Source organism: Nonomuraea rosea (genome assembly GCF_039539705.1).
GTDB lineage: Bacteria > Actinomycetota > Actinomycetes > Streptosporangiales > Streptosporangiaceae > Nonomuraea > Nonomuraea rosea.
Genome location: NZ_BAABDQ010000066.1, coordinates 24,155 through 42,577, shown reverse-complemented (window position 1 = coordinate 42,577; position 18,423 = coordinate 24,155). Strand labels below are relative to the sequence as shown.

Below are 18,423 nucleotides of genomic sequence, written 5' to 3'. Positions count from 1 at the left end.
AACCGACATGATCAGATCGCTGTCCGTCAAGGTGGCACTGCTCGCCGCCGCGGCCCTGGCCGCCACGGCGCTGCCCGCCGCCGCATCCTCCGCGCCCGGACATCCCCAGGTGCAGCAGGTGCTCGACAAGGCGGTGGCCGCCAAGCTCGCTCCCGGCATGGTCGCCGACGTACGCGACGGCAGCCGCTCCTGGTTCGGCTCGGCGGGCGTGTCCGACACCAAGACCGGACGCAAGCGCCGGCAGAACGAACGCTTCCGCATCGGCAGCGCCTCCAAGGCCTTCACCGCCACCGTGGTGCTCAAGCTCGCGGCCGAAGGCAAGCTGAGCCTCGATGACACCCTGGACGAACACCTTCGCGGCCTGTTCGACGGCACCGCCTACAAGCCCGGCAAGATCACCATCAGGCAACTGCTCAACCAGACCAGCGGCATCTACGCCTACTCCGACGACGCGGAGTTCTTCGCCACGGGCGTCGGCGCCGAGTGGTTCAAACACCGCTACGACACCTACACCCCCCAGCAGCTGGTGAAGATCGCCCTGGCCCACCCGCCCACCGGCGAGCCCGGCCGGCGTTTCGCGTACTCCAACACCAACTACATCCTCGCGGCGATGATCGTCGAAAAGGCGACAGGCAAGACGTTCGACCAGGAGCTCATCCGGACCGTCATCCGCCCCCTGCGCCTGACCGGCACCTCCCTGCCCGGCACCGCCTCCACGATCCGCGGCCCGCACCCGGTGCACTACTCCACCCTGTTCTCCCGCGACCCCCAGCCCACGATCTACGACGCCACCCAGATGAACCAGTCCTTCGCCTGGTCCGCCGGCGGCGTCATCTCCACCACCACCGACCTCAACCGGTTCTTCGCCGCCCTGTTCGGCGGACGCGTCCTGCCGGCCGCGCAGCTGCGCGAGATGCTCACCACCGTCTCCACCGATGGAGCGAACTGGATCCCCGGCACCCGCTACGGCCTGGGCATCTTCGAACAAGAGCTGCCCTGCGGGACCAGCGTCTGGGGCAACGCCGGCGCCACCTACGGCTCCTGGAGCTACGCCATGGGCACCCGCGACGGGAAACACCGCCTCACCACCCAGGTCAACGGCGACTGGGCGCCCCTGAGCGTCTTCACCGACGCGCTCGCCGCCGAGTTCTGCCCGGCCGCGTCCTGATCCGCGGAAGACATCAAGGCCGACGCCTGGCTCCGGGGACAGGGAAAAAGCCACAGAACACGTGTCCGTTCCGGCACGGCGACCACCACCTCTCCCGGGTTGTACTCGTCCTCGGCCGCCGACCTGGCGGCTTGTCACCGACAGAGGGGGAAACATGAGTACACCAGGGACCGAGCGGCGTTCGAGGTCTGCTCTTCTGCGCCGGCACGGGGTGCGCGCGCTGACGGCGGGCGCGGCTCTGGCCGCCTCGCTGGCCATCTTCACGGGGCCGGCGCACGCCGCGGGCAACGTGAGCGTGACGGGCAGCGTGCTGGAGATCATCACGAACGACGTGCCGGACGACGTCCTGATCGGCCAGGTGGGCGGCCGGCTGGTCGTCAGGAACAACGGCGACCTGCTGATCCCCGGCGCCGGGTGCGCGTCGGTCGCCAAGAACGAGGTGGTCTGCAAGGCCGAGGGCGTCACGCACATCGTGGCGATCACGCGGCCCGGTGACGACGTCGTGCAGAACCGGACCACGCTGCCCTCGCGCGTGAGCCTCGGTGACGGCAACGACCAGTTCATCGGCGGGCTCGCCACGGACCAGGTGAGCGGCGGGAACGGCGACGACCGGCTCGCCGGCCTCGCGGGGGACGACGTCCTGCTCGGTGAGGCCGGCCAGGACAGCGCCAACGGCGGCGACGGCGTCGACAAGTGCGACGCCGAGATCGTCACGTCCTGCCCGTAGCAGGGAGGCGTCCCTCGGCAGGGTGCTGCCGGGGGACGCCTCACGCTGTCACGGTCTCCGCCTACCTCAGCGTGAACGCCCGGGCGGTGCTCTGCTCGACCTTGTTGCCGCCGTCGTCCCACGCCTCGGCCTTGAGGCTGACCGCGCCCTTGGTCCTGGCCAGCGCCGGGTAGGTGAGCGTGGTGGTGTACACGCCGTCCCTGCCCTTCTTCACCTTGGCGTTCTGCCAGGTCTGGCCGTCATCGGTGCTGTAGGAGAGCTTCAGCCCGGCGATGGCCGGCAGCTTCCCGGCGGACGGCGCGTGGCTCACGTCGATGTCGAACGTGTGCCGGCGCCCGGCCTGGACGCTGTTGTCCAGCGCCTGGGTGTCGCCGAGGTCGTAGCCGACGAACACCAGGGGATCGGGGCCGCACGAGCCGGACAGTCCCGCGAGCGACGTGCAGGCGTGCGTGGCGGGAACGGTGTCCTTCGCACGCCCCTTGGACCGGAACGTCCACACGCTGGTGTTGTCGCGGCCAGTCTGTTCGCGGGATTGCCCGCGAGCTCGGGGACGGCCTCGGCGAGGTGGCGGGATCGTTCCCCCAGCGCGCCCGATCTTTCGAGCTCCAGGGCGATGAGGAAGTTCAGCTCGCCGCGTACCAGACCGGCCGGCTGCCGTGCCGCGGCCCCGCGCAGCAGGTCGAGAACCTCGTCGGGGGCGAGCGTGTGGCCGGCCGCCCAGCCCAGCCGCACCGCGAGCCGGCCCTCCCTGGCCGGATCGAGGGGCGCGTGCCGGAGCACCGCTTCCAGCAGGCGCTCCGCCTCGGCGTCGTTGGCCAGGGCCACCGCCTGGTCCGCGGCCTTCTCCGCGGCGTCGACCCACGCGGCGTGGTCGCCGGTGCGGCGCAGATGGTGCGCGATCTGCCCCAGAGGCTCGGGACGCTGCCACGACACGGCCGTGGCCGCGCGCGCGTGCAGCGACTGCCGCCTGGACAGCGGGACGCTCTCGTACACCGCCTGAACGGCCAGCATGTGCCGGAACCCCGCGGCACCCGCCCGCTCGGCGAACAGGCCGCGCTCCAGCAGCTCGTCCAGGCCCGCGCGGGCGTCCTGCGGCCGCGCGTGGCAGGTGGCCACGAGCACCGACACCGGTACGGGCACCTGCAGCACGGCCGCGGCCTCCGCCACCGCCTGGGCGCTCCCGCTCAACCCGCGCACGCGCTCCAGCACGGAGTCGCGCACCCCGGCGGGGACGTCCAGCTCGTCGAGCGCCTTACGCGCCCACCTGGTGCCGCGCTGGATCAACATCCCGCGGCCGCGCAGCAGCGCGACCAGCTCCTGGATGGCGTACGGCAGACCGGAGGTCCGCTCGCACAGATAGGCGGCGAACTCCTCCGACACCTGCTCGGTCCCCAGGATCGAGGCGGTCAGCTCGTTGGTCTCGGCCACGTTCAGCAGTGGCAGGACGATGTGCGACCGTGTCACCTCGGCACGACGCCGCGTCATGAGCGCTCTCAGGCCAGGACCGGCCTCCTCGCCGCGGAAGGTGAGCACGAGAGCGAGCTCAGAGGGAGGATCGGCCAGCAGGTAACCGAGGAACTCCACCGTCTGCTCGTCGGCCCAGTGCAGGTCCTCGAGCACGAGCACCACCCGGCCGAGCGCCCTGAGCAGCTCCGCCAGCCCGCGGAACACCTGATGCCGCCAGCCGGCGGAGTCGTCGAGCGGCTTGAGCGCGGGCGGGAGGAAGGGAGCCAGCTCGGGCAGCAGCGGATGCAGCGCGCCGGTCACCGGCGACAGGCGCAGCTTGTCCAGGCGATCGCCGGTGCCGCGCAGCGCGTCCAGGAGGGGATCGAGCGGGAACGGCTCCCGGATCTGCACGCATCCGCCGACGAGCAGCAGGCGATCGCCGAGCTCAGGCTCCGAGGCCAGCTCGCCGACGAGCCGCGTCTTGCCGATCCCCGCCTCGCCCTCGATCAGGACGACGGCCGGAACGCGCGTCACCACCGACAGCAGGTGCCGCAGCTCCGCGGCCCGGCCCACGATTCTCGGTGAGATCACCCGGTCTGCGGTCACATCGGCGTCGTCCATGGTCGGTGCCATCGAAGCGCCCTTTGCGGCTGTTTGTCACCACTGCGTTCCGCGGCTCCGAAGTGATTCGCGCCACGTTTCATGCGACGAGACGACCAGCTCGGCCGACCGGACCCGGGCAGCCGTCGCCCCGAGGACGAGTGGCCTCGTTGACCGGGCTCGAACCGGCGTCCACCCGGTCCCGAGCCGGGCGCTCTACCACTGAGCTACAACGAGGCCTCGTCCATCGCCGACCGGGCTCGAACCGGCGTCCACCTGGAGAAGAGCCAGGCGTTCTACCACTGAACTACGGCGTGGCCGCACCCAGTGTGCTCGGTCCCGGCCCGCCCGCGCCACCCGTTTGTCAGGGGGACTCCTTCGTGGGCAGGTCGCTGCGCACGATTCCGGACTGCAGCCCGTGCCAGGCGTCGGCGGCCAGCTCCTGATTGACCTGCTTGCCGCTGAACACCCCGGCCCGGCGCAGCAGCGCCGCCCACACCGGGTCGGCGATGGTCACGCCGTGGACCAGCTCCGGCGTCGGCCGGAACACCGCCGTGGCGCCTGGCCGCGCGGGCGCCGTCCAGCCCGAGGCGGCCGGATCGAGGCCGGCGCGGCGGCAGGCCGACTCGACATCGGCGCGCGTGCAGGTCGCGCTGCCGTCCAGCACCTGCCACGGCGGCGGCAGCGCCGACCACACCGCGGTGTTGGGATCGACGCCGCCACCGCTGGCACGGTGCCAGGCGGCCAGGTCGCCGGCCATCAGCCGCATCACCTTGCCCGGGCAGGCCGCGTCCAGCAGCCGCATGGCATCCAGCCCGGTCAGGCAGGCCAGCCAGCCCGCCCGGGCCGCGTTGTAGGCGACGGCCAGGTTGTTCCAGGTCGTCGAGTCGTCGCCGCGCCGTACGATCATCGTCGCGCGGTCGGTGCCCGGCCGCCACCGCTCGCGCAGCAGGCCGGCGCTGTGCCGCAGGACCGACGACCAGCGGCCGAGCAGCAGGCCCCGCTCCTTCTCGCTCAGGTGCTCCAGGACGTCCGGGCTGGTGCGCACCTGGGCGATGAGCCACCAGTCAGACCGTTCCGTGCACCGATCCAGCAGCAGCGAGGCGATCTCGTCGAACGGGTTCTCCCGCCCCGACAGACTGAACTCCCTGCGGAGCTTGCGGCGCGCGGTGTAGTACGCCACGAAGCACGCGGCATCCACGTCCGCGGCGAACCGCTCAAGCGCCACCTCGGCGGCGAACCCCGTGACGCCGACCATCAGCAGGCCCCGCTTGTCCTGCTCGACGGCCAGCGTCCCGGCCTTGGCCGAGAGTCTGCCCAGCATCCGGAACCGGCGGTTGTACTGCCGCTTGGACAGCTCCATCCCGGCCGCCTCGCGGGCCTGCCGGTTGAGCCGGTCGGCCAGGAAGTCGCTGCGGGCGGGCGTCCACCGGATCGGGCGGCCCACGCTCGCCGCGAACTCCAGCAGCGACTCCGGATCGTCGGCGTCCACCTCGCGGGACTCGCCGAACAGCCGCGTGGCCGCCGCCACCTGCCGTGCCCCGCCCACCGGGCGGGCATAGTCGCTCGACATCGACGAGAACCAGGCCTCGCCCCGCGAGGAGTGCTTGGCCGCGCGCTCCAGCACCACGCGCTCACGCCGGGTCAGCCGCTCCGCCAAGACCTGCAGCACCAGGTCGGCGATGTCTTCCGGCCGGTAGCGGCGATCCAGCGACGCGTGCAACTCCGCCATGATCTCCCGGTGGGACGCCGGCCGCTGCTTGCGGTTGCTCATGGCTGTCATCATCGCGAGGTCTGCAGCGGTAATCGACTGGTTTGTTATGAATGGCCTTCTTGGTCACGATGCCGATGAGTTTCGGGCGCGGGGGCGGTCTCACCCTCGAAACGACTGGAAGGAGTGGCCTCGGTGGACTTGTACAGTGTCGTGTGCGTGCGTGACCGGGCGACATCGCAGAAGTGGTTCGAGGTGTTCTTCGGGCGGCCGGCGGACGAGATCATCGGCGAGGAGTACCTGTGGCAGGCCGGTGAGAACGCGTGGGTCGTCATCGACGACCGGCACGTGCGGGCCGCGCGGGTGGGCGGTACCATGATCACGCTCGGCGTGACCGACCTCGACGACATCCTGGCCCGGCTGTCCGCGCACGGCATCGAGCACGAGCCCGTGGAAACCTACGGCAACGGCGTGCGCCACGTGGAAGTCCTCGACCCGGACGGCAACAGCCTGTCGCTCGCGGAGGCCCCCACCCGGTAGCCCATCGGGAGATGGGTGCCGAGCCGTCAGGAGGAGGGCCGCACCTCCACAAGACCTTCTCCGAATCCTTCTTCGTCCTGAGCGGGACGGTCAGCCTGTACAACGGTGAACACCGGGCCGTCGGCTCGCCGGGCGACGGTGCCCCGGGAGGGATCCACGCGTTCCGCAACTCAGACGGACCGGCCACGATGCTGGTCCTGTTCGCTCCCGGGGCCCCGCGCGAGGCCCACTTCGAAGAGCTGGCGGAGATCGTGTCGAGCGGGCGGCAGCTGAGCGAGCAGGAGTGGGCCGACCTCTATCACCGCCACGGCCGGTACATGGTCTGAGCAGGCTCATAGCCATGGGCGCGCTGTGCCGCTCCCGCGCTAGCGCTGGATCCCATGATCGTATGACTCAACGGCACCCATGGCGCGGGCAAGACGACGACCAGCCTACTTGTCCAGCGACTGATTCCGGATTCACGGGTGCTCGACGCCGAGAAGGTCGGCGTGACCCTCATGGACATCACGCCCGCGTGGTGGGGTTCGGCAACGGCAAGATCGTGGCGAGGGACGAGAAGGACCCCAACAGAGGACTTGGCGGCACTCGCAACATCTGCATCGGCGAGCGCGGCTATGAGTCGCACAGGAGGCGTGACCCTGAAGATCCGCTGCCGCCAAGGCCACCGGCGAGTACGGCTCCTGGAAGGTGTCCTGGCGGTTGTGGATCGGTAGCGACCGACTCGTCCGCAGAGCGTGGAGCTCCTGGCGCGAGCCGAACGACGGCCCCGTCAGATACGCCGGTGACGACCCGTACTACGCCTTCGTGAATGATCTCCGCCTGTCGGACTGGGGGATGAAGGTGGACATCAAACCACCGCCAGCCGATGAGACGGTGCCCTCGGAGTAACCGCACGACTGACGGAACGCGCGTATGGAGCGCCGTCAACGCCGCGATCTGGTCATCGTCATGGTGCCGCGGCTCAGCGACGGCCGCGGGTTCGGGGACCAGCAGTTCGTCGACGCCGCAGCCCAGCGCGGTGCAGATGGCGTCGCTGTCCGGTGACCCAGGGGTCTTCGACATGGGTGGCAGGCACGTGGATGCACCTGGCCGTGGTCCCGGTCCAGGCGCGGCCGAGCAGCTCCTGGATCGCGAACGGGTTCAAGAGGCGGGTACCCAGCGCAGTTTTCCTGCGGTGGTCAGGAGTGCCAGCGCGCCGTCGGCGGTGTAGGCGGCGGAGGCGGTGCCCGGGTGCGTGGCCACCGAGCGGCCGGATCCGTCGACCACCTCGGCCGTCCCGCCGTAGGTGATCACGAAGGTTGCGCCGGAGGGATGGGCGCGGATCTGCGCCTCGTCGGCGATCTCGCGTGTCCACGTCTGCTTGCCGAGGAGGTCGACACCTCGGATGCCGGTGAACCGCCTGTCCTTGCCGTCCTTCCAGTGGGCGTACACGACCAGGCCCTTCGTCCCGGCGGCGCATCCGGCGACGGCTTCGAGGCTGGTGGTGATCGGCACTGGCTTGCCCGAGGGGGTCAGCAGGTAGGCGCGTTCCCCCGTGACCACCGCAGTGGCGCCCGACGTACAGATCGGCCTGGCCGGTTCGCCGATCGTGTTGCGGGAGGTCTCGCGCCAGCCCCGCCGATCGTGCCGGAACCACAGCACCTGCTTCCCGGTGGACGCGACCGCGATCGTCCTGGACGCGTCCTCCGCCCAGGAGAAGCCGCTGTCCACCGGGATGCGCTTCTCCTTGCCCGTTGGCCGGATCAGCCGCAGCCTGCCCTTTTCCGAGCCGTCGCTCTCGACGATCACCGCGTCGGAGGCATCACGTGCCGTCAACACCCGCTTGATCGGGGCATCGGACTTCGCGAACGCGCCGGAGAGGGAACGCGGCTCAGGATCGGGGCCCTCTGCCGCACCGGAGAACACCGGGTCGGGGCAGCGCGCCTGGCAGATCACGTCGGCACCCTCGGAGTAGGCCGCCGTGTCCCGCCAGACCTCCCTGCCCGCCCGGTCCAGCCCGTAGAACGCCTCGCCCCGGTGGTCGGCCACCACGGCGCCCTCCGCGGACACGGCCACGATCGCCGGCGGCCGCGCGCCGGGCTCCGGCTGAGCGGTCGCGGTGCTGCAGCCGGTCAGGAACGCCAGCAGGGCGAGCACGACTCGGGACATCACAGATGCTTCTCCTAGGCGGGTGAGGGTGCCGCGGCACCCCCGTCACGTGGCGTCAGGCCTTGTTGGTGGTGCAGACGCTCCGCGGGTCGACGCCGGAGACGTCGAAGGTGAACTTGGCGTCGACGTGCCACCTCTTCTTGAAGGCCACGTTCCTGTAGGGCTGCTTGGAGTGCCAGCCCGGCTTGATGTCGTCTCCGGATTCCCACTCCCACAGCGTCTTGTCGGGCCGATCGGGCAGGGACTCGCGAATCCTCAACCTGACATTGCTCTTCTTTCCGAGCTTCCGGCCGTTCTCGGTGCCGAGGAAGTATTTGATGTCGTTGACATGGTCAACGTCAGAGTTGCTGTCCGGCGTGTAGAAAACCCTGAGGATCCCGTAGTACTCGTAGTCACTGTCGTCGTCTGCGCACTTGCTGTCGGAGAGCTCCCGCTGCGCACTGGTTGCCGAGGCCGAGGCGGTGGCCGCCGGGATGATCGACAACGCCAGTCCTAGAGCTCCGAAGATCGCGGTCTTCCGCAGGATGCTTGCCATTTGCACTGTGCCCTCTCGTGCCGAGGATGATTCGGTTGCGTACGAAGGGCAAACATAGGGAGGCGCGGTATATCCGCGGTATGTTCCCGTTCGGCCGTAATGCCGACCAGCCACGCACACCACCTGGCCAACGGGCCCGGGTTCCGAGCCGCCGGTCCGGCCGTGGCTTTCGAACTCATCGAGTCCGCCCAGGCCCGCTGGGGCGCGGGCAACGCACCCCGTCTCGCCGAACGCGAGCCGGCGACCGCAGCCTGACGTTCGGTGCTAAACAGAGACACTGTGAGAGAGGCAGCAATGGACCACGGCCCCCGTGCGGAGCTCATCAGCCGGCTGGCCGAGGCGATCAGGGCCGTCACGACCGCGCACCCGCTGCGGGTCGCCATCGACGGGCCGCCCGCCGCCGGCAAGACCACGCTGGCCGACGAGCTCGCCGCAGTCCTGCGCGCGCAGGACCGCGACGTCATCCGCGCGACCGTCGACGACTTCCTCGTCCCCCGTGCACAGCGCTACCGGCGCGGCCAGTACTCGGCCGAAGGCTGCTACTTCGACGCCCACGACCACGCCGCGCTGCGCCGGGTCCTGCTCGATCCGCTGGGCCCAGGCGGAGACCGAAGGTTCCGGCACGCGGTCTACGACAGAGACACCGACACCCCATCGTCCCCGCCGGCCGCCACCGCCGCCGCAGACGCCGTGCTGCTCTTCGACGGCGTCTTCCTCCTGCGCCCAGAGCTCATCGACCGGTGGGACCTGCGCATCTTCGTGTCCGTCCCGTTCGAGCAGACGATAGATCGCGCCCGGGACCGAGGCACAGAGCCGGCCGCGGACATCGAACGGTCCTGGCGCGACCGCTATATCCCCTCCCAGCAGCTCTACTTCGCCACAGCCCGCCCAACCGACCACGCCGACATCATCGTGTACAACGATCAGCTCCAACGGCCGACCTGGGAAGTCCGGCCACACTCATCGATACACCGGATTTGACGCGGGCTTCCCGGCTCCGGCGCGAAAGCAAACCTCTCAGTCTGCTTTGGGGGCGTTCACCTCGATTCGCCGCAGTGCCGGCAGGAGCAGGGGTAGCAGCATGGCGGCCGCCAGCAGGGCGCCGCCGGTGATCGTCACCGCTGCGGTGCCGAACGCCGCGGCGAGGATCGGGGCGGACAGCTGGCCGACGGGGATCGACACGAACGATCCGAACTCGTCGTAGGCGCCGACCCGGGAGCTCAGCCGTTCCGGGACGTGGATGTTCCAGACCGTCGACCACACGACGGTGAAGAACTCCGCGGCCGCCCCGGCGGCGAATGCCGCCGCGGCCAGCCAGAAGATGTTCGCGCCGGTGCCGAGCAGGATCAGCGGGACGGCGGCCAGGGTCATCGAGGACAGGGCGGGCGCCATCGGCCGCCGTACCGTCAGCTTCACCATCACCATGGTGGCGAGCAGCGCCCCGACGCCGCGGGTGCTCAGCACCAGGCCCCAGCCCTCGGCGCCGATCGTGTCCCGGGCGATCATCGGACCGAGGATCTGCCACACGCCCATGTAGACGGCATTGAAGACGGCGAAGGCCAGCGTCACCGACCAGATCCACGGATTGGAGCTGAAGTAGCTCCAGCCCTGCCGCAGCTCGCCGAACATCGTCGGGCCGCCCTTGGTACGGCGCGGCAGGTCGGGGAGTGAGATGCGGGCGAAGCAGACGGCCGCCAGGAGGAAGGACGCGGCGTCCGCGGCGATCGCCCAGCCGCCTCCGACGGAGACGGTCAGCAGGCCGGCGACGGTCGGGCCGGCCATGAGGGTGAGGTTCCTGGCGGAGGCCAGCAAGGAGTTGGCCTGCTGGATGCCGCGTCCGCTCGCCAGCTGCGGGACGATGCCGCGCAGCGCAGGCTTGGTCAGTGCCTGGAAGATGCCGTTGAGCGCGGACAACGGCAGCAAGAGCGCGGGGTGCTGGTGGGTGAGCAGGAGGATCGCCACGCCGGCCTGGCTGATGCCGGCCCCCAGACTGGCGATGCGCAGCACGCTGTCGCGGCGGTAGCGGTCGGCGATGCCCCCGCCGAGAATCATCGTCGCGATCATCGGGACCATGGAGGCGGTGATGACCGCAGACAGCCAGGCGGCGCTGTTGGTGAGCTCCAGGACGCCGAAGGCCAGCGCGACGGGCGACATGGCACTGCCGGCCATGGAGATCGACCAGCCGGCGAAGAACCACCGGAAGGCGGGGGAGCGGAGCGGCCACCCGGACACGCGACTGTTGCTCAGTTTTGCGTCGGTTTGTGATGGTTCCTGATCCCGGTTTTCGGGCGCAGCTGATTCACGGCACAAGGGGCGATGCTGCCAGCGCGTGCAGGATTCATCAAGCGATTTCCGAGTGGGTGACCGCCGCAGGCCCACCTGAACGCCGCGCTTTGCGAGCCAGGCATACTGCTACCGAATCGGCACACGGGAGACGCCAGCACATGAATACGCCACCATCGCACGGAACATCCGTCCAGATCGGCGCTCTCGTTCCGCTGACCCGGCCTGGCTGGGTCGAGGCGGGCCGGCACCTGCTCGCCGGGCTCGAACTGGCCGTGCGCGAAGTCAACGACGCCGGCGGGATCGCCGGAAGGCCGCTCGAGCTGGTGGTCCGAGACACCGCGGCTGATCCGCGGAGGGCCGTGGCGGCCGTCGATGAGCTGGCTCGCCTGGGCGTGGCCGCCTTGGCGGGGGAGTACCACAGCGTCGTCGCCCGCGCCGCCGCGGCCAGGGCCGACGCCCTCGGCCTGCCGTTCCTCTGCTCGTCAGCGGTTCTCGACGCGCTCACCGAACAGCCGACGGAATGGGTCGCGCGCCTCGCCCCGGCGCAGTCCCACGGCTGGCGGATCTACGCGGACTTCCTTCTCGGCGCGGGCCACAGCCGGATCGCCGTAGCAGCCGAGCCGAGTGTCTACTGGGCATCAGGGGCCCGCATTCTGCGGGACTACCTCACTCCGCGCGGCGGCACCGTCATCGAACTCGACATGCGCGCGCTCACCCCCACGGCCGTCTGCGACGAGCTCGTCGGCAGTCGCGCGACAGCCCTCCTTCTTCTGGCCGGCCACCCGGAGCCGGCGGTGTCGATCGTCACGTCCGTCCGCCGCGACCGGCGCCTCGCCGAGATCATGATCGGTGCTCCGGCCGGGCAGCCGGAGTTCGCCGAATGGGCGGCGTTGCTGGGCGACGACGGCGCCGCGATCCCGTTCCTGCGCTACCTGCCCGAGCGCCTCGGCCCACTCGGTGGACGAGTCGAGGCGGCCCTCCGGGAGCGGCTGGCCGAAACGCCGTCCTTCGTCGCCTTCGAGGGCTATGACACGGTCGCCGTCCTCGCCGACGTGCTGCGCTCTCACGGCGCGGACCGGGCGCGCATCGCCGAGTCCTGGCCGCGCGTCACGATCGAAGGCACCCGCGGGAAGATCCAGTTCTCCCGTACGCCGGGGATCAGCGTGTGGCAATGGGCTTGGACGCCGATCCACGTCGTCGATCGGGATCCGGCGGCACCCGATCGCTTTCGGACCCTGCACACCGGCTGAGAGGACGGACGAGCTCCACGCAGGCGCAGGGTCCGTCAGACCCAGGGGTCGCAGGAGATAGCAGGTCGTGCAGCACGTACCGGCCAGGCATGTGTTCGGTGAGGAGGTGAGCGGGGGCCAGCTCGGCCGTCAGCGAACGGGAGCGCCGCACGGTCACGCCCGCCAGGCCGGTACGTCGACGTCATCGCGCCGGATCTGGACCGGCCGCAACACGCTGAAGTACACCGATCCTCCCGCAGGCTCGATCATGCATCCTGCGCTTCGCCGCACATGATGTTCGCGTCCTCGTCGGATTCAGCGGTGATCTCGACTACTACTCTGGGACAGCCGGGCCGTCCGGTCCCCGCGTCGTCTGCTCTGGAGCGCGTCTCGATGAACTGGCTCTATCTCGTGGGGATCGTCCTCTTCCTCCTGGGGTTGATGTTCTCCATCGCGCTGCACGAGATCGGCCACCTCGTGCCCGCGAAGATCTTCGGCGTGCGGGTGACCCAGTACATGGTCGGTTTCGGGCCGAACGCCTGGTCACGGCGCAAGGGCGAGACGGAGTACGGCATCAAGTGGATCCCGTTCGGCGGCTACATCCGCATGATCGGCATGCTGCCGCCCCGGCCGGGTGACGACCCCACCAAGCTCAGGAGCAACGCCACCGGCCCGTTCCAGGGGCTGATCGAGTCGGCCCGCGACGCCGCCCACGAAGAGGTGCTGCCCGGCGACGACGACCGCGTCTTCTACCGCAAGAAGTGGTGGCAGAAGGTCATCATCATGTCCGGCGGGCCGCTGATGAACATCGTGCTCGCGTTCGTCTTCTCCGCCGTCCTGCTGATCGGCATCGGCCTGCCCGCCGAGGCCCCGATCGTCTCGCCCGACACAGAAACGTGCATGATCCCCAGCTCCGAGCAGCGCGCCGCCTGCGAGCCCGGCGACCAGCTCACCCCGGCCGCGCAGGCGGGCCTCAAGCCGGGCGACCACCTGGTCTCCTTCGACGGCGCCACGATCGGCTCCTGGGACGCCGCCATCCGCCTGATCCGCTCCCACGGTCCCGGCCCGATCGAGCTCGGCATCGTCCGCGACGGCAAGCCGATGACGCTCGACGTCACGCTCATCGCCCAGGACCGGCCCAGCCTCGAAGACCCCGAGAAGATCGACGAGAACGTCGGCTACCTCGGCGTGCGTCCCACCATGGTGATGGAGCAGCAGGGCATCGGCCAGGTGATCGGCTACATGGGCGAGATGACCGCCAGGGTGGCGGGCTCGATCGTCAACCTGCCGGAGAAGATGGGCGGCGTCTGGCAGGCGGCCTTCTCCGGCGAGGAACGCGACCCCGAGGGCCCGGTGGGCGTGGTCGGCGCGGGCCGCATGGGCGGCGAGATCCTGGCCTCCGACTTGTCCAACGAGGAGAAGATCGCCGTCTTCGTCAGGCTGCTGGCCGGCTTCAACCTGGCGATGGGCCTGTTCAACCTCATCCCGCTGCTGCCGCTCGACGGCGGGCACATCGCGGGCGGGCTCTGGGAGGGGCTCAAGCGGGCCTACGCCAAGGTCATGCGGCGGCCGAAGCCCCAGCACGTCGACATCGCCAAGGTGCTGCCGCTGACGTACGCGGTGGCGCTGGTGATGATGGTCATGGCGGGCCTGCTGGTCTACGCCGACCTGGTCAACCCGGTCACGCTCGCCCGCTGAGGCACCCGCTCAGAAGTCCCGTACCCCGGAGGCGTACCGGCGGATGCCTTCGAGGGTCTCGCCCGTGTCGAGGGTGGCCATTCCGTGCATGAACTCCCGGGACAGGGCGTCGGGCAGCGTTCGTTCCCCTTGTTCGTAGGAGGACATGCGGTCGCTGCGCAGGGCGCCCTGCGGGAACCGGGCGATTTCGGCGGCCAGGTCGAGAGCGGCTTGGAGTGCCTGGCCGGGCTCCACGAGCCGGTTGACCAGGCCCATGCGGTAGGCCTCGTCGCCGCGCACGCCACGGCCGGTGAGAATCAGGTCGAGTGCGTGGCTGTGGCCGATCAGCCTGGGCAGCCGTACGGTGCCGCCGTCCATCAGCGGGATGCCCCACCTGCGGCAATAGACGCCGAAGACCGCGTCGGTGGCTGCGACGCGCAGATCGCACCAGCAGGCGAGCTCGAGCCCGCCGGCCACCGCAAGCTTCTCGATCGCCGCGATCACCGGCTTGGACAGCAGCATCCGGGTGGGGCCGACCGGGCCGTCGCCGTGTGGGGCGATCCGGCTGACCCTTCCCGATGCCGGGTCGTTCATCGCCTTGAGGTCGGCGCCGGCGCAGAACTTGCCGCCCGCGCCGGTGAGGACGGCGACCGACAGGGCGGGATCGGCGTCGAAGCGGCGCATCGCGTCGGCGAGCTCCTGCGCGGTCGGCCGGTCGATGGCGTTGCTCACCTCGGGCCGGTCGATGGTGATGGTGACGATGGCGCCGTCGGTGTCGTAATGGATCGTCATGACTCGACCTTCCCCAAGGGAGCGTATCCTTCCCTTAGGGAAGGTTGACCATCCTGAAGGGAATGTCAAGTGGATGATCTGAACGCGACCGGGGCCTCGCTGCTCGGGTTCCTGCACGACGCGCCGAAAACGGGCTGGGACCTGCTGCAGGAGATAGAACGCGGTTTCGGTCACTTCTGGAACGTGACCGCCAGCCACGTCTACCGGGAGCTCAAGGCGCTTCAGGCCCGCGGTTACATCGAGGCCGGCGAGCGGCAGGCCAGGGACCGCCGCCCGTACACGATCACCGCCAGTGGCCGGGAGGCCTTCGCCGACTGGCTGCGCCAGGCGCCCGGCCAGGAGACGATGCGGATCCCCCTGCTGGTCACCCTCTGGTTCGGCGCCCATCTCGACCCCGGCCTGCTCCGCGAGTTCATCGAAGGACACCAGGCCGTCAACGCCCGCCGGCTGGCCCGCTACCGGTCGGTGCCGTCCGACATGCTGGACGCCGACCCCTACCTCGCCGCCGTCGTCGGCTTCGGCATCGCCTACGAGCAGGCCGTACTGGCGTGGATGGACAGCCTGGACTCCCTGCCGGGCCTGCCCGCGGTCAGCGACCAAGCATGATCAGCGGTACGGTCGACGCACGCTTCGCACTCGTCAAGGACGCCTTCGCCGACAACGTCACCCGGCGCGGCGAGCAGGGCGCGGCCCTGTGCGTCCGCATCGATGGCCGCACCGTGGTGGACTTATGGGCCGGCGCCGGCTGGAGGCCCGACAGCCTGGTCAACGTGTTCAGCGTCGGCAAGGGGCTGATCGCGATCGTCCTGGCCCGGCTCGTCGGCCGCGGGCTGATCGAACCGCCGGCGCCGGTGGCCAGGTACTGGCCGGAGTTCGCCGCAGCCGACAAGGACGCCACCACCGTCGCCCAGCTGTTCAGCCACCAGGCCGGCCTTCCCGCGCTCCGGCGCCCGCTGCCACCGGGCGCGATGTTCGACCACGACTTCATGGCCCGGGCTCTCGCGACCGAACAGCCCTGGTGGGAGCCAGGGACCGGCCACGGCTACCACGTCAACACCTACGGATTCCTCGCCGGCGAGCTCGTCCGGCGAGCCACCGGGACGACGCTCGGCGCAATCGTCCGGGACGAGATCGGCGGCGGCGACATCTTCATCGGGGTGCCCGCCTCGCAGTCCCACCGGGTCATCGACTTCCACTGGCCCGGCACTGCCTCCGCCCCCGAGGTGGCCGTCGAGCCGGACATGACCTACAACACCTACTTCAACCCGCCGGGAATCTCCGGTGACGGCACCGTCAACACCGCCGCCTGGCGGTCAGCCGAACTGCCCTCGGCCAACACCCACGCCTCCGCCCGCGGTATCGCGGCCGTCTACGATGCCCTGCTGGCCGGGCGGCTCGCGACCGCACACGCCCTGGCGGCCGTCACGGCCGAACAGGTCAACGGGAACGACCTGGTCCTCGGGCGGCCCAGCCGCTTCGGGCTCGGCTTCCAGCTCCCGCAACCCGACCGGCCGCTCGGCCCCAACCCCGAAGCCTTCGGACATTTCGGAGCCGGTGGATCGCTCGGCTTCGCCGACCCCGCGAGCGGTGTCGGATTCGGCTACGTGATGAACACCATGGGCGGGACCGGATGGCAGAGCTCACGCAACCGTGCTCTGATCGACGCCCTCTACACCAGCCTGGACGGGCCTGCCTGATCCCCGGCTCCGCATATGGCCGGTCGCGGCCACGACACCCTGCCCGCAGGCACCGGCACGAAGGCCATCCTCGCTCCGTCCATGGGGCCCGTACCGTCGATCCATACCACCGCGTTATAGGCAAATTGGGAGGTATCACATAGGACATTCGAAATGACAGTCTTAGTGCACCCCAGCCGGCAGGGGCTCGTCCACTCCACCCCCCTGAGGAGCAACGAGCGTGAACCCCAAGCTCAGGTTGGGCACCGCCGCCATAGTCGCGTTAGCCCTGACCATCACCGCACCGGCGGGCGTCACAAGCGCCAGCGCCCAGGTGACCGAACCGCCCTCACCCTCGGAGCGCGGCACCGCGGTGGCGACCGCGCAGAGCGTCATCGCCACCAGCCGGACGCAACTCCTGGCCGCCGACCAGGACGCCTTCTCCCTGTCGTCGGCCATCGCCGGCGTCAACGGCATGCAGCACCTCACGTACACGCGTACCTACGCCGGCCTGCCCGTCTTCGGCGGCGAGGTAGTCGTCATGACCGACAAGTCCGGCAGAGCCGTCAGCACGATCGACACCGGCCAGCAGGCGCAGATCGCCCTGGACACCAAGCCGCAGATCGCCGCGCAGGCGGCGGCGGACACGGCCCGCAACGCCGCGCCCAAGGCCGCCTCGATCAGCACGCCGGCTCTCGTGGTGCACGCCGCCACGCCCACGCCACGCCTGGCGTGGGAGGTCGTGGCCGCGGCCGGCGACCAGTCCAGCATCGTGCACGTGTACGTGGACGCGCGTGACGGCCAGGTCATCGACCAGTGGGACCAGGTGGTCGACGGCACCGGGAACAGCTACTACAACGGCAACCCGGTCACCATCGACACCACCCCGTCGTACGTGATGCGCGACCCCACGCGCACCGGCGTCCAGTGCGGCGGCCAGAACGGCGCGGTGTACACCAAGTCGACCGACAGCTGGGGCAACGGCAGCGGCACGAACCTGGAGACGGCCTGCGTCGACGCGCTCTTCGCGGCCCAGCGCGAGTGGAACATGCTCCGCGACTGGCTCGGTCGCAACGGCATCAACGGCTCGGGCCGCGGCTACCCCGCGAGGGTCGGGCTGAACCAGGCCAACGCCTTCTGGAACGGGTCGTACGCCTCCTTCGGCCGCAACTCCGCGAGCACCCAGCAGGCCACCTCGATGGACGTCGTCGGGCACGAGTTCGGCCACGGCATCTTCCAGTTCTCCGGCGGCAGCGGCGGCAGCGGCAACGAGTCCGGCGGCCTGAACGAGTCGACGGGTGACATCTTCGGCGCGCTGACCGAGGCGTACGTCAACGAGCCGGCCAGCTTCGACCCGCCCGACTACCTGGTCGGCGAGGAGGTCAACCTGTCGGGCCGCGGCGCGATCAGGAACATGTACAACCCGTCGGCCCTGGGGCACCCGAACTGCTACAGCTCCTCCATCCCGAGCACCGAGGTGCACGCGGCCGCCGGACCGCAGAACCACTGGTTCTACCTGCTGGCCGAGGGCACGAACCCGAGCGGAAAGCCGGCCAGCAGCCGGTGCGACGGCGGCGCGGCCATCACCGGCGTCGGCGCCCTCAAGGCGGGGCAGATCTTCATGACCGGCCTGAACATGAAGACGGCGCCGTGGACGCACGCCAAGGCGCGCGTGGCCACGTTGCGGGCGGCCAGGACGCTGTACACCGGCTGTGTCGAGTTCAACGTCATCAAGGCGGCTTGGAGCGGGGTGAACGTCCCCGCGCAGAGCGGTGAGCCGACCTGTCCCTGAGCGACGATGGGTGCCCTGCTCAGCGCGGATCGCCGGTGAATCCGCCTGAGCAGGGCGCAGGCAGCTGTACCGCTCACGTCCTGGTCCTGCCGGCGA

Annotated in this window: 18 protein-coding genes and 2 tRNA genes; 11 read left to right on the top strand and 9 right to left on the bottom strand. The window is 70.1% G+C overall.

Translation table 11 applies throughout. The features are described 5' to 3' along the window. Positions 1-7 precede the first annotated feature (7 nt). On the top strand, positions 8-1,168 hold the full coding sequence (locus ABEA43_RS64200; protein ID WP_345579534.1) for a serine hydrolase domain-containing protein: 1,161 nt from the start codon (positions 8-10) through the stop codon (positions 1,166-1,168). A 154-nt stretch (positions 1,169-1,322) separates the two neighbouring features. Then, positions 1,323-1,895: a calcium-binding protein gene (locus ABEA43_RS64195; RefSeq protein WP_345579532.1), complete on the top strand. Its 573-nt coding sequence runs from the start codon at positions 1,323-1,325 to the stop codon at positions 1,893-1,895. A gap of 61 nt (positions 1,896-1,956) precedes the next feature. On the opposite strand, the gene ABEA43_RS64190 is transcribed toward ABEA43_RS64195, so the two are convergent. The 5 genes from ABEA43_RS64190 to ABEA43_RS64170 all read right to left on the bottom strand — a co-directional run bounded on the left by ABEA43_RS64190 (position 1,957) and on the right by ABEA43_RS64170 (position 5,715). Further along, complete coding sequence (locus ABEA43_RS64190) at positions 1,957-2,289, bottom strand: hypothetical protein (RefSeq protein WP_345579529.1); 333 nt, start codon at positions 2,287-2,289, stop codon at positions 1,957-1,959. Further along, a complete protein-coding gene (locus tag ABEA43_RS64185) occupies positions 2,202-3,974 on the bottom strand; it encodes an ATP-binding protein (protein ID WP_345579526.1) in 1,773 nt (590 codons plus the stop codon). The genes ABEA43_RS64190 and ABEA43_RS64185 overlap by 88 nt, the downstream gene beginning before the upstream one ends. Positions 3,975-4,103: 129 nt before the next feature. Further along, positions 4,104-4,178: transfer RNA gene (locus ABEA43_RS64180), tRNA-Pro, on the bottom strand. Positions 4,179-4,185: 7 nt separating this feature from the next. After that, positions 4,186-4,258 (bottom strand) — tRNA-Lys (locus ABEA43_RS64175). A gap of 47 nt (positions 4,259-4,305) precedes the next feature. Continuing rightward, positions 4,306-5,715 carry a hypothetical protein gene (locus tag ABEA43_RS64170; RefSeq protein ID WP_345579523.1) on the bottom strand — a complete coding sequence of 470 codons (1,410 nt, stop codon included), beginning with the start codon at positions 5,713-5,715 and terminating at the stop codon, positions 4,306-4,308. Positions 5,716-5,847: 132 nt separating this feature from the next. On the opposite strand from ABEA43_RS64170, the gene ABEA43_RS64165 reads away from it, so the two are divergent. The 3 genes from ABEA43_RS64165 (at position 5,848) to ABEA43_RS64155 (ending at position 7,236) form a co-directional block, all read left to right on the top strand. Continuing rightward, a complete protein-coding gene (locus ABEA43_RS64165) occupies positions 5,848-6,192 on the top strand; it encodes a VOC family protein (protein WP_345579520.1) in 345 nt (114 codons plus the stop codon). Positions 6,193-6,203: 11 nt separating this feature from the next. Next, on the top strand, positions 6,204-6,518 hold the full coding sequence (locus ABEA43_RS64160; RefSeq protein ID WP_345579517.1) for a cupin domain-containing protein: 315 nt from the start codon (positions 6,204-6,206) through the stop codon (positions 6,516-6,518). A 586-nt stretch (positions 6,519-7,104) separates the two neighbouring features. Beyond that, the gene (locus ABEA43_RS64155; protein WP_345579514.1) at positions 7,105-7,236 is read left to right on the top strand and encodes a hypothetical protein; all 132 of its coding nucleotides are present in this window, start codon (positions 7,105-7,107) and stop codon (positions 7,234-7,236) included. 96 nt (positions 7,237-7,332) lie between these two features. On the opposite strand, the gene ABEA43_RS64150 is transcribed toward ABEA43_RS64155, so the two are convergent. Together ABEA43_RS64150 and ABEA43_RS64145 are read right to left on the bottom strand one after the other, a co-directional pair. Continuing rightward, on the bottom strand, positions 7,333-8,340 hold the full coding sequence (locus ABEA43_RS64150) for a hypothetical protein (RefSeq protein WP_345579511.1): 1,008 nt from the start codon (positions 8,338-8,340) through the stop codon (positions 7,333-7,335). A 55-nt stretch (positions 8,341-8,395) separates the two neighbouring features. Further along, positions 8,396-8,875 (bottom strand): hypothetical protein, encoded by a 480-nt coding sequence (locus tag ABEA43_RS64145; RefSeq protein ID WP_345579508.1) that lies wholly within the window; start codon positions 8,873-8,875, stop codon positions 8,396-8,398. A 279-nt stretch (positions 8,876-9,154) separates the two neighbouring features. Here ABEA43_RS64145 and ABEA43_RS64140 point away from each other — a divergent pair, with 279 nt between their 5' ends. Continuing rightward, positions 9,155-9,856 (top strand): cytidylate kinase family protein, encoded by a 702-nt coding sequence (locus ABEA43_RS64140; RefSeq protein ID WP_345579505.1) that lies wholly within the window; start codon positions 9,155-9,157, stop codon positions 9,854-9,856. Between the two features lie 36 nt (positions 9,857-9,892). On the opposite strand, the gene ABEA43_RS64135 is transcribed toward ABEA43_RS64140, so the two are convergent. Then, positions 9,893-11,107, bottom strand: coding sequence for an MFS transporter (locus ABEA43_RS64135; protein WP_345579502.1), 1,215 nt, complete (start codon positions 11,105-11,107; stop codon positions 9,893-9,895). Positions 11,108-11,319: 212 nt separating this feature from the next. Here ABEA43_RS64135 and ABEA43_RS64130 point away from each other — a divergent pair, with 212 nt between their 5' ends. Next, positions 11,320-12,411 (top strand): ABC transporter substrate-binding protein, encoded by a 1,092-nt coding sequence (locus ABEA43_RS64130; RefSeq protein WP_345579499.1) that lies wholly within the window; start codon positions 11,320-11,322, stop codon positions 12,409-12,411. Between the two features lie 372 nt (positions 12,412-12,783). Continuing rightward, the gene (locus ABEA43_RS64125; RefSeq protein WP_345579496.1) at positions 12,784-14,088 is read left to right on the top strand and encodes a M50 family metallopeptidase; all 1,305 of its coding nucleotides are present in this window, start codon (positions 12,784-12,786) and stop codon (positions 14,086-14,088) included. 9 nt (positions 14,089-14,097) lie between these two features. On the opposite strand, the gene ABEA43_RS64120 is transcribed toward ABEA43_RS64125, so the two are convergent. Next, a complete protein-coding gene (locus ABEA43_RS64120; protein ID WP_345579493.1) occupies positions 14,098-14,859 on the bottom strand; it encodes a crotonase/enoyl-CoA hydratase family protein in 762 nt (253 codons plus the stop codon). Between the two features lie 69 nt (positions 14,860-14,928). On the opposite strand from ABEA43_RS64120, the gene ABEA43_RS64115 reads away from it, so the two are divergent. The 3 genes from ABEA43_RS64115 to ABEA43_RS64105 all read left to right on the top strand — a co-directional run bounded on the left by ABEA43_RS64115 (position 14,929) and on the right by ABEA43_RS64105 (position 18,327). Continuing rightward, on the top strand, positions 14,929-15,465 hold the full coding sequence (locus ABEA43_RS64115; protein ID WP_345579490.1) for a PadR family transcriptional regulator: 537 nt from the start codon (positions 14,929-14,931) through the stop codon (positions 15,463-15,465). Further along, a complete protein-coding gene (locus ABEA43_RS64110) occupies positions 15,462-16,556 on the top strand; it encodes a serine hydrolase domain-containing protein (RefSeq protein ID WP_345579487.1) in 1,095 nt (364 codons plus the stop codon). Before ABEA43_RS64115 ends, ABEA43_RS64110 begins: the two co-directional genes overlap by 4 nt. Positions 16,557-16,776: 220 nt before the next feature. After that, positions 16,777-18,327, top strand: a complete 1,551-nt coding sequence (locus tag ABEA43_RS64105) for a M4 family metallopeptidase (RefSeq protein ID WP_345579484.1) — start codon at positions 16,777-16,779, stop codon at positions 18,325-18,327. Positions 18,328-18,423 lie beyond the last annotated feature (96 nt).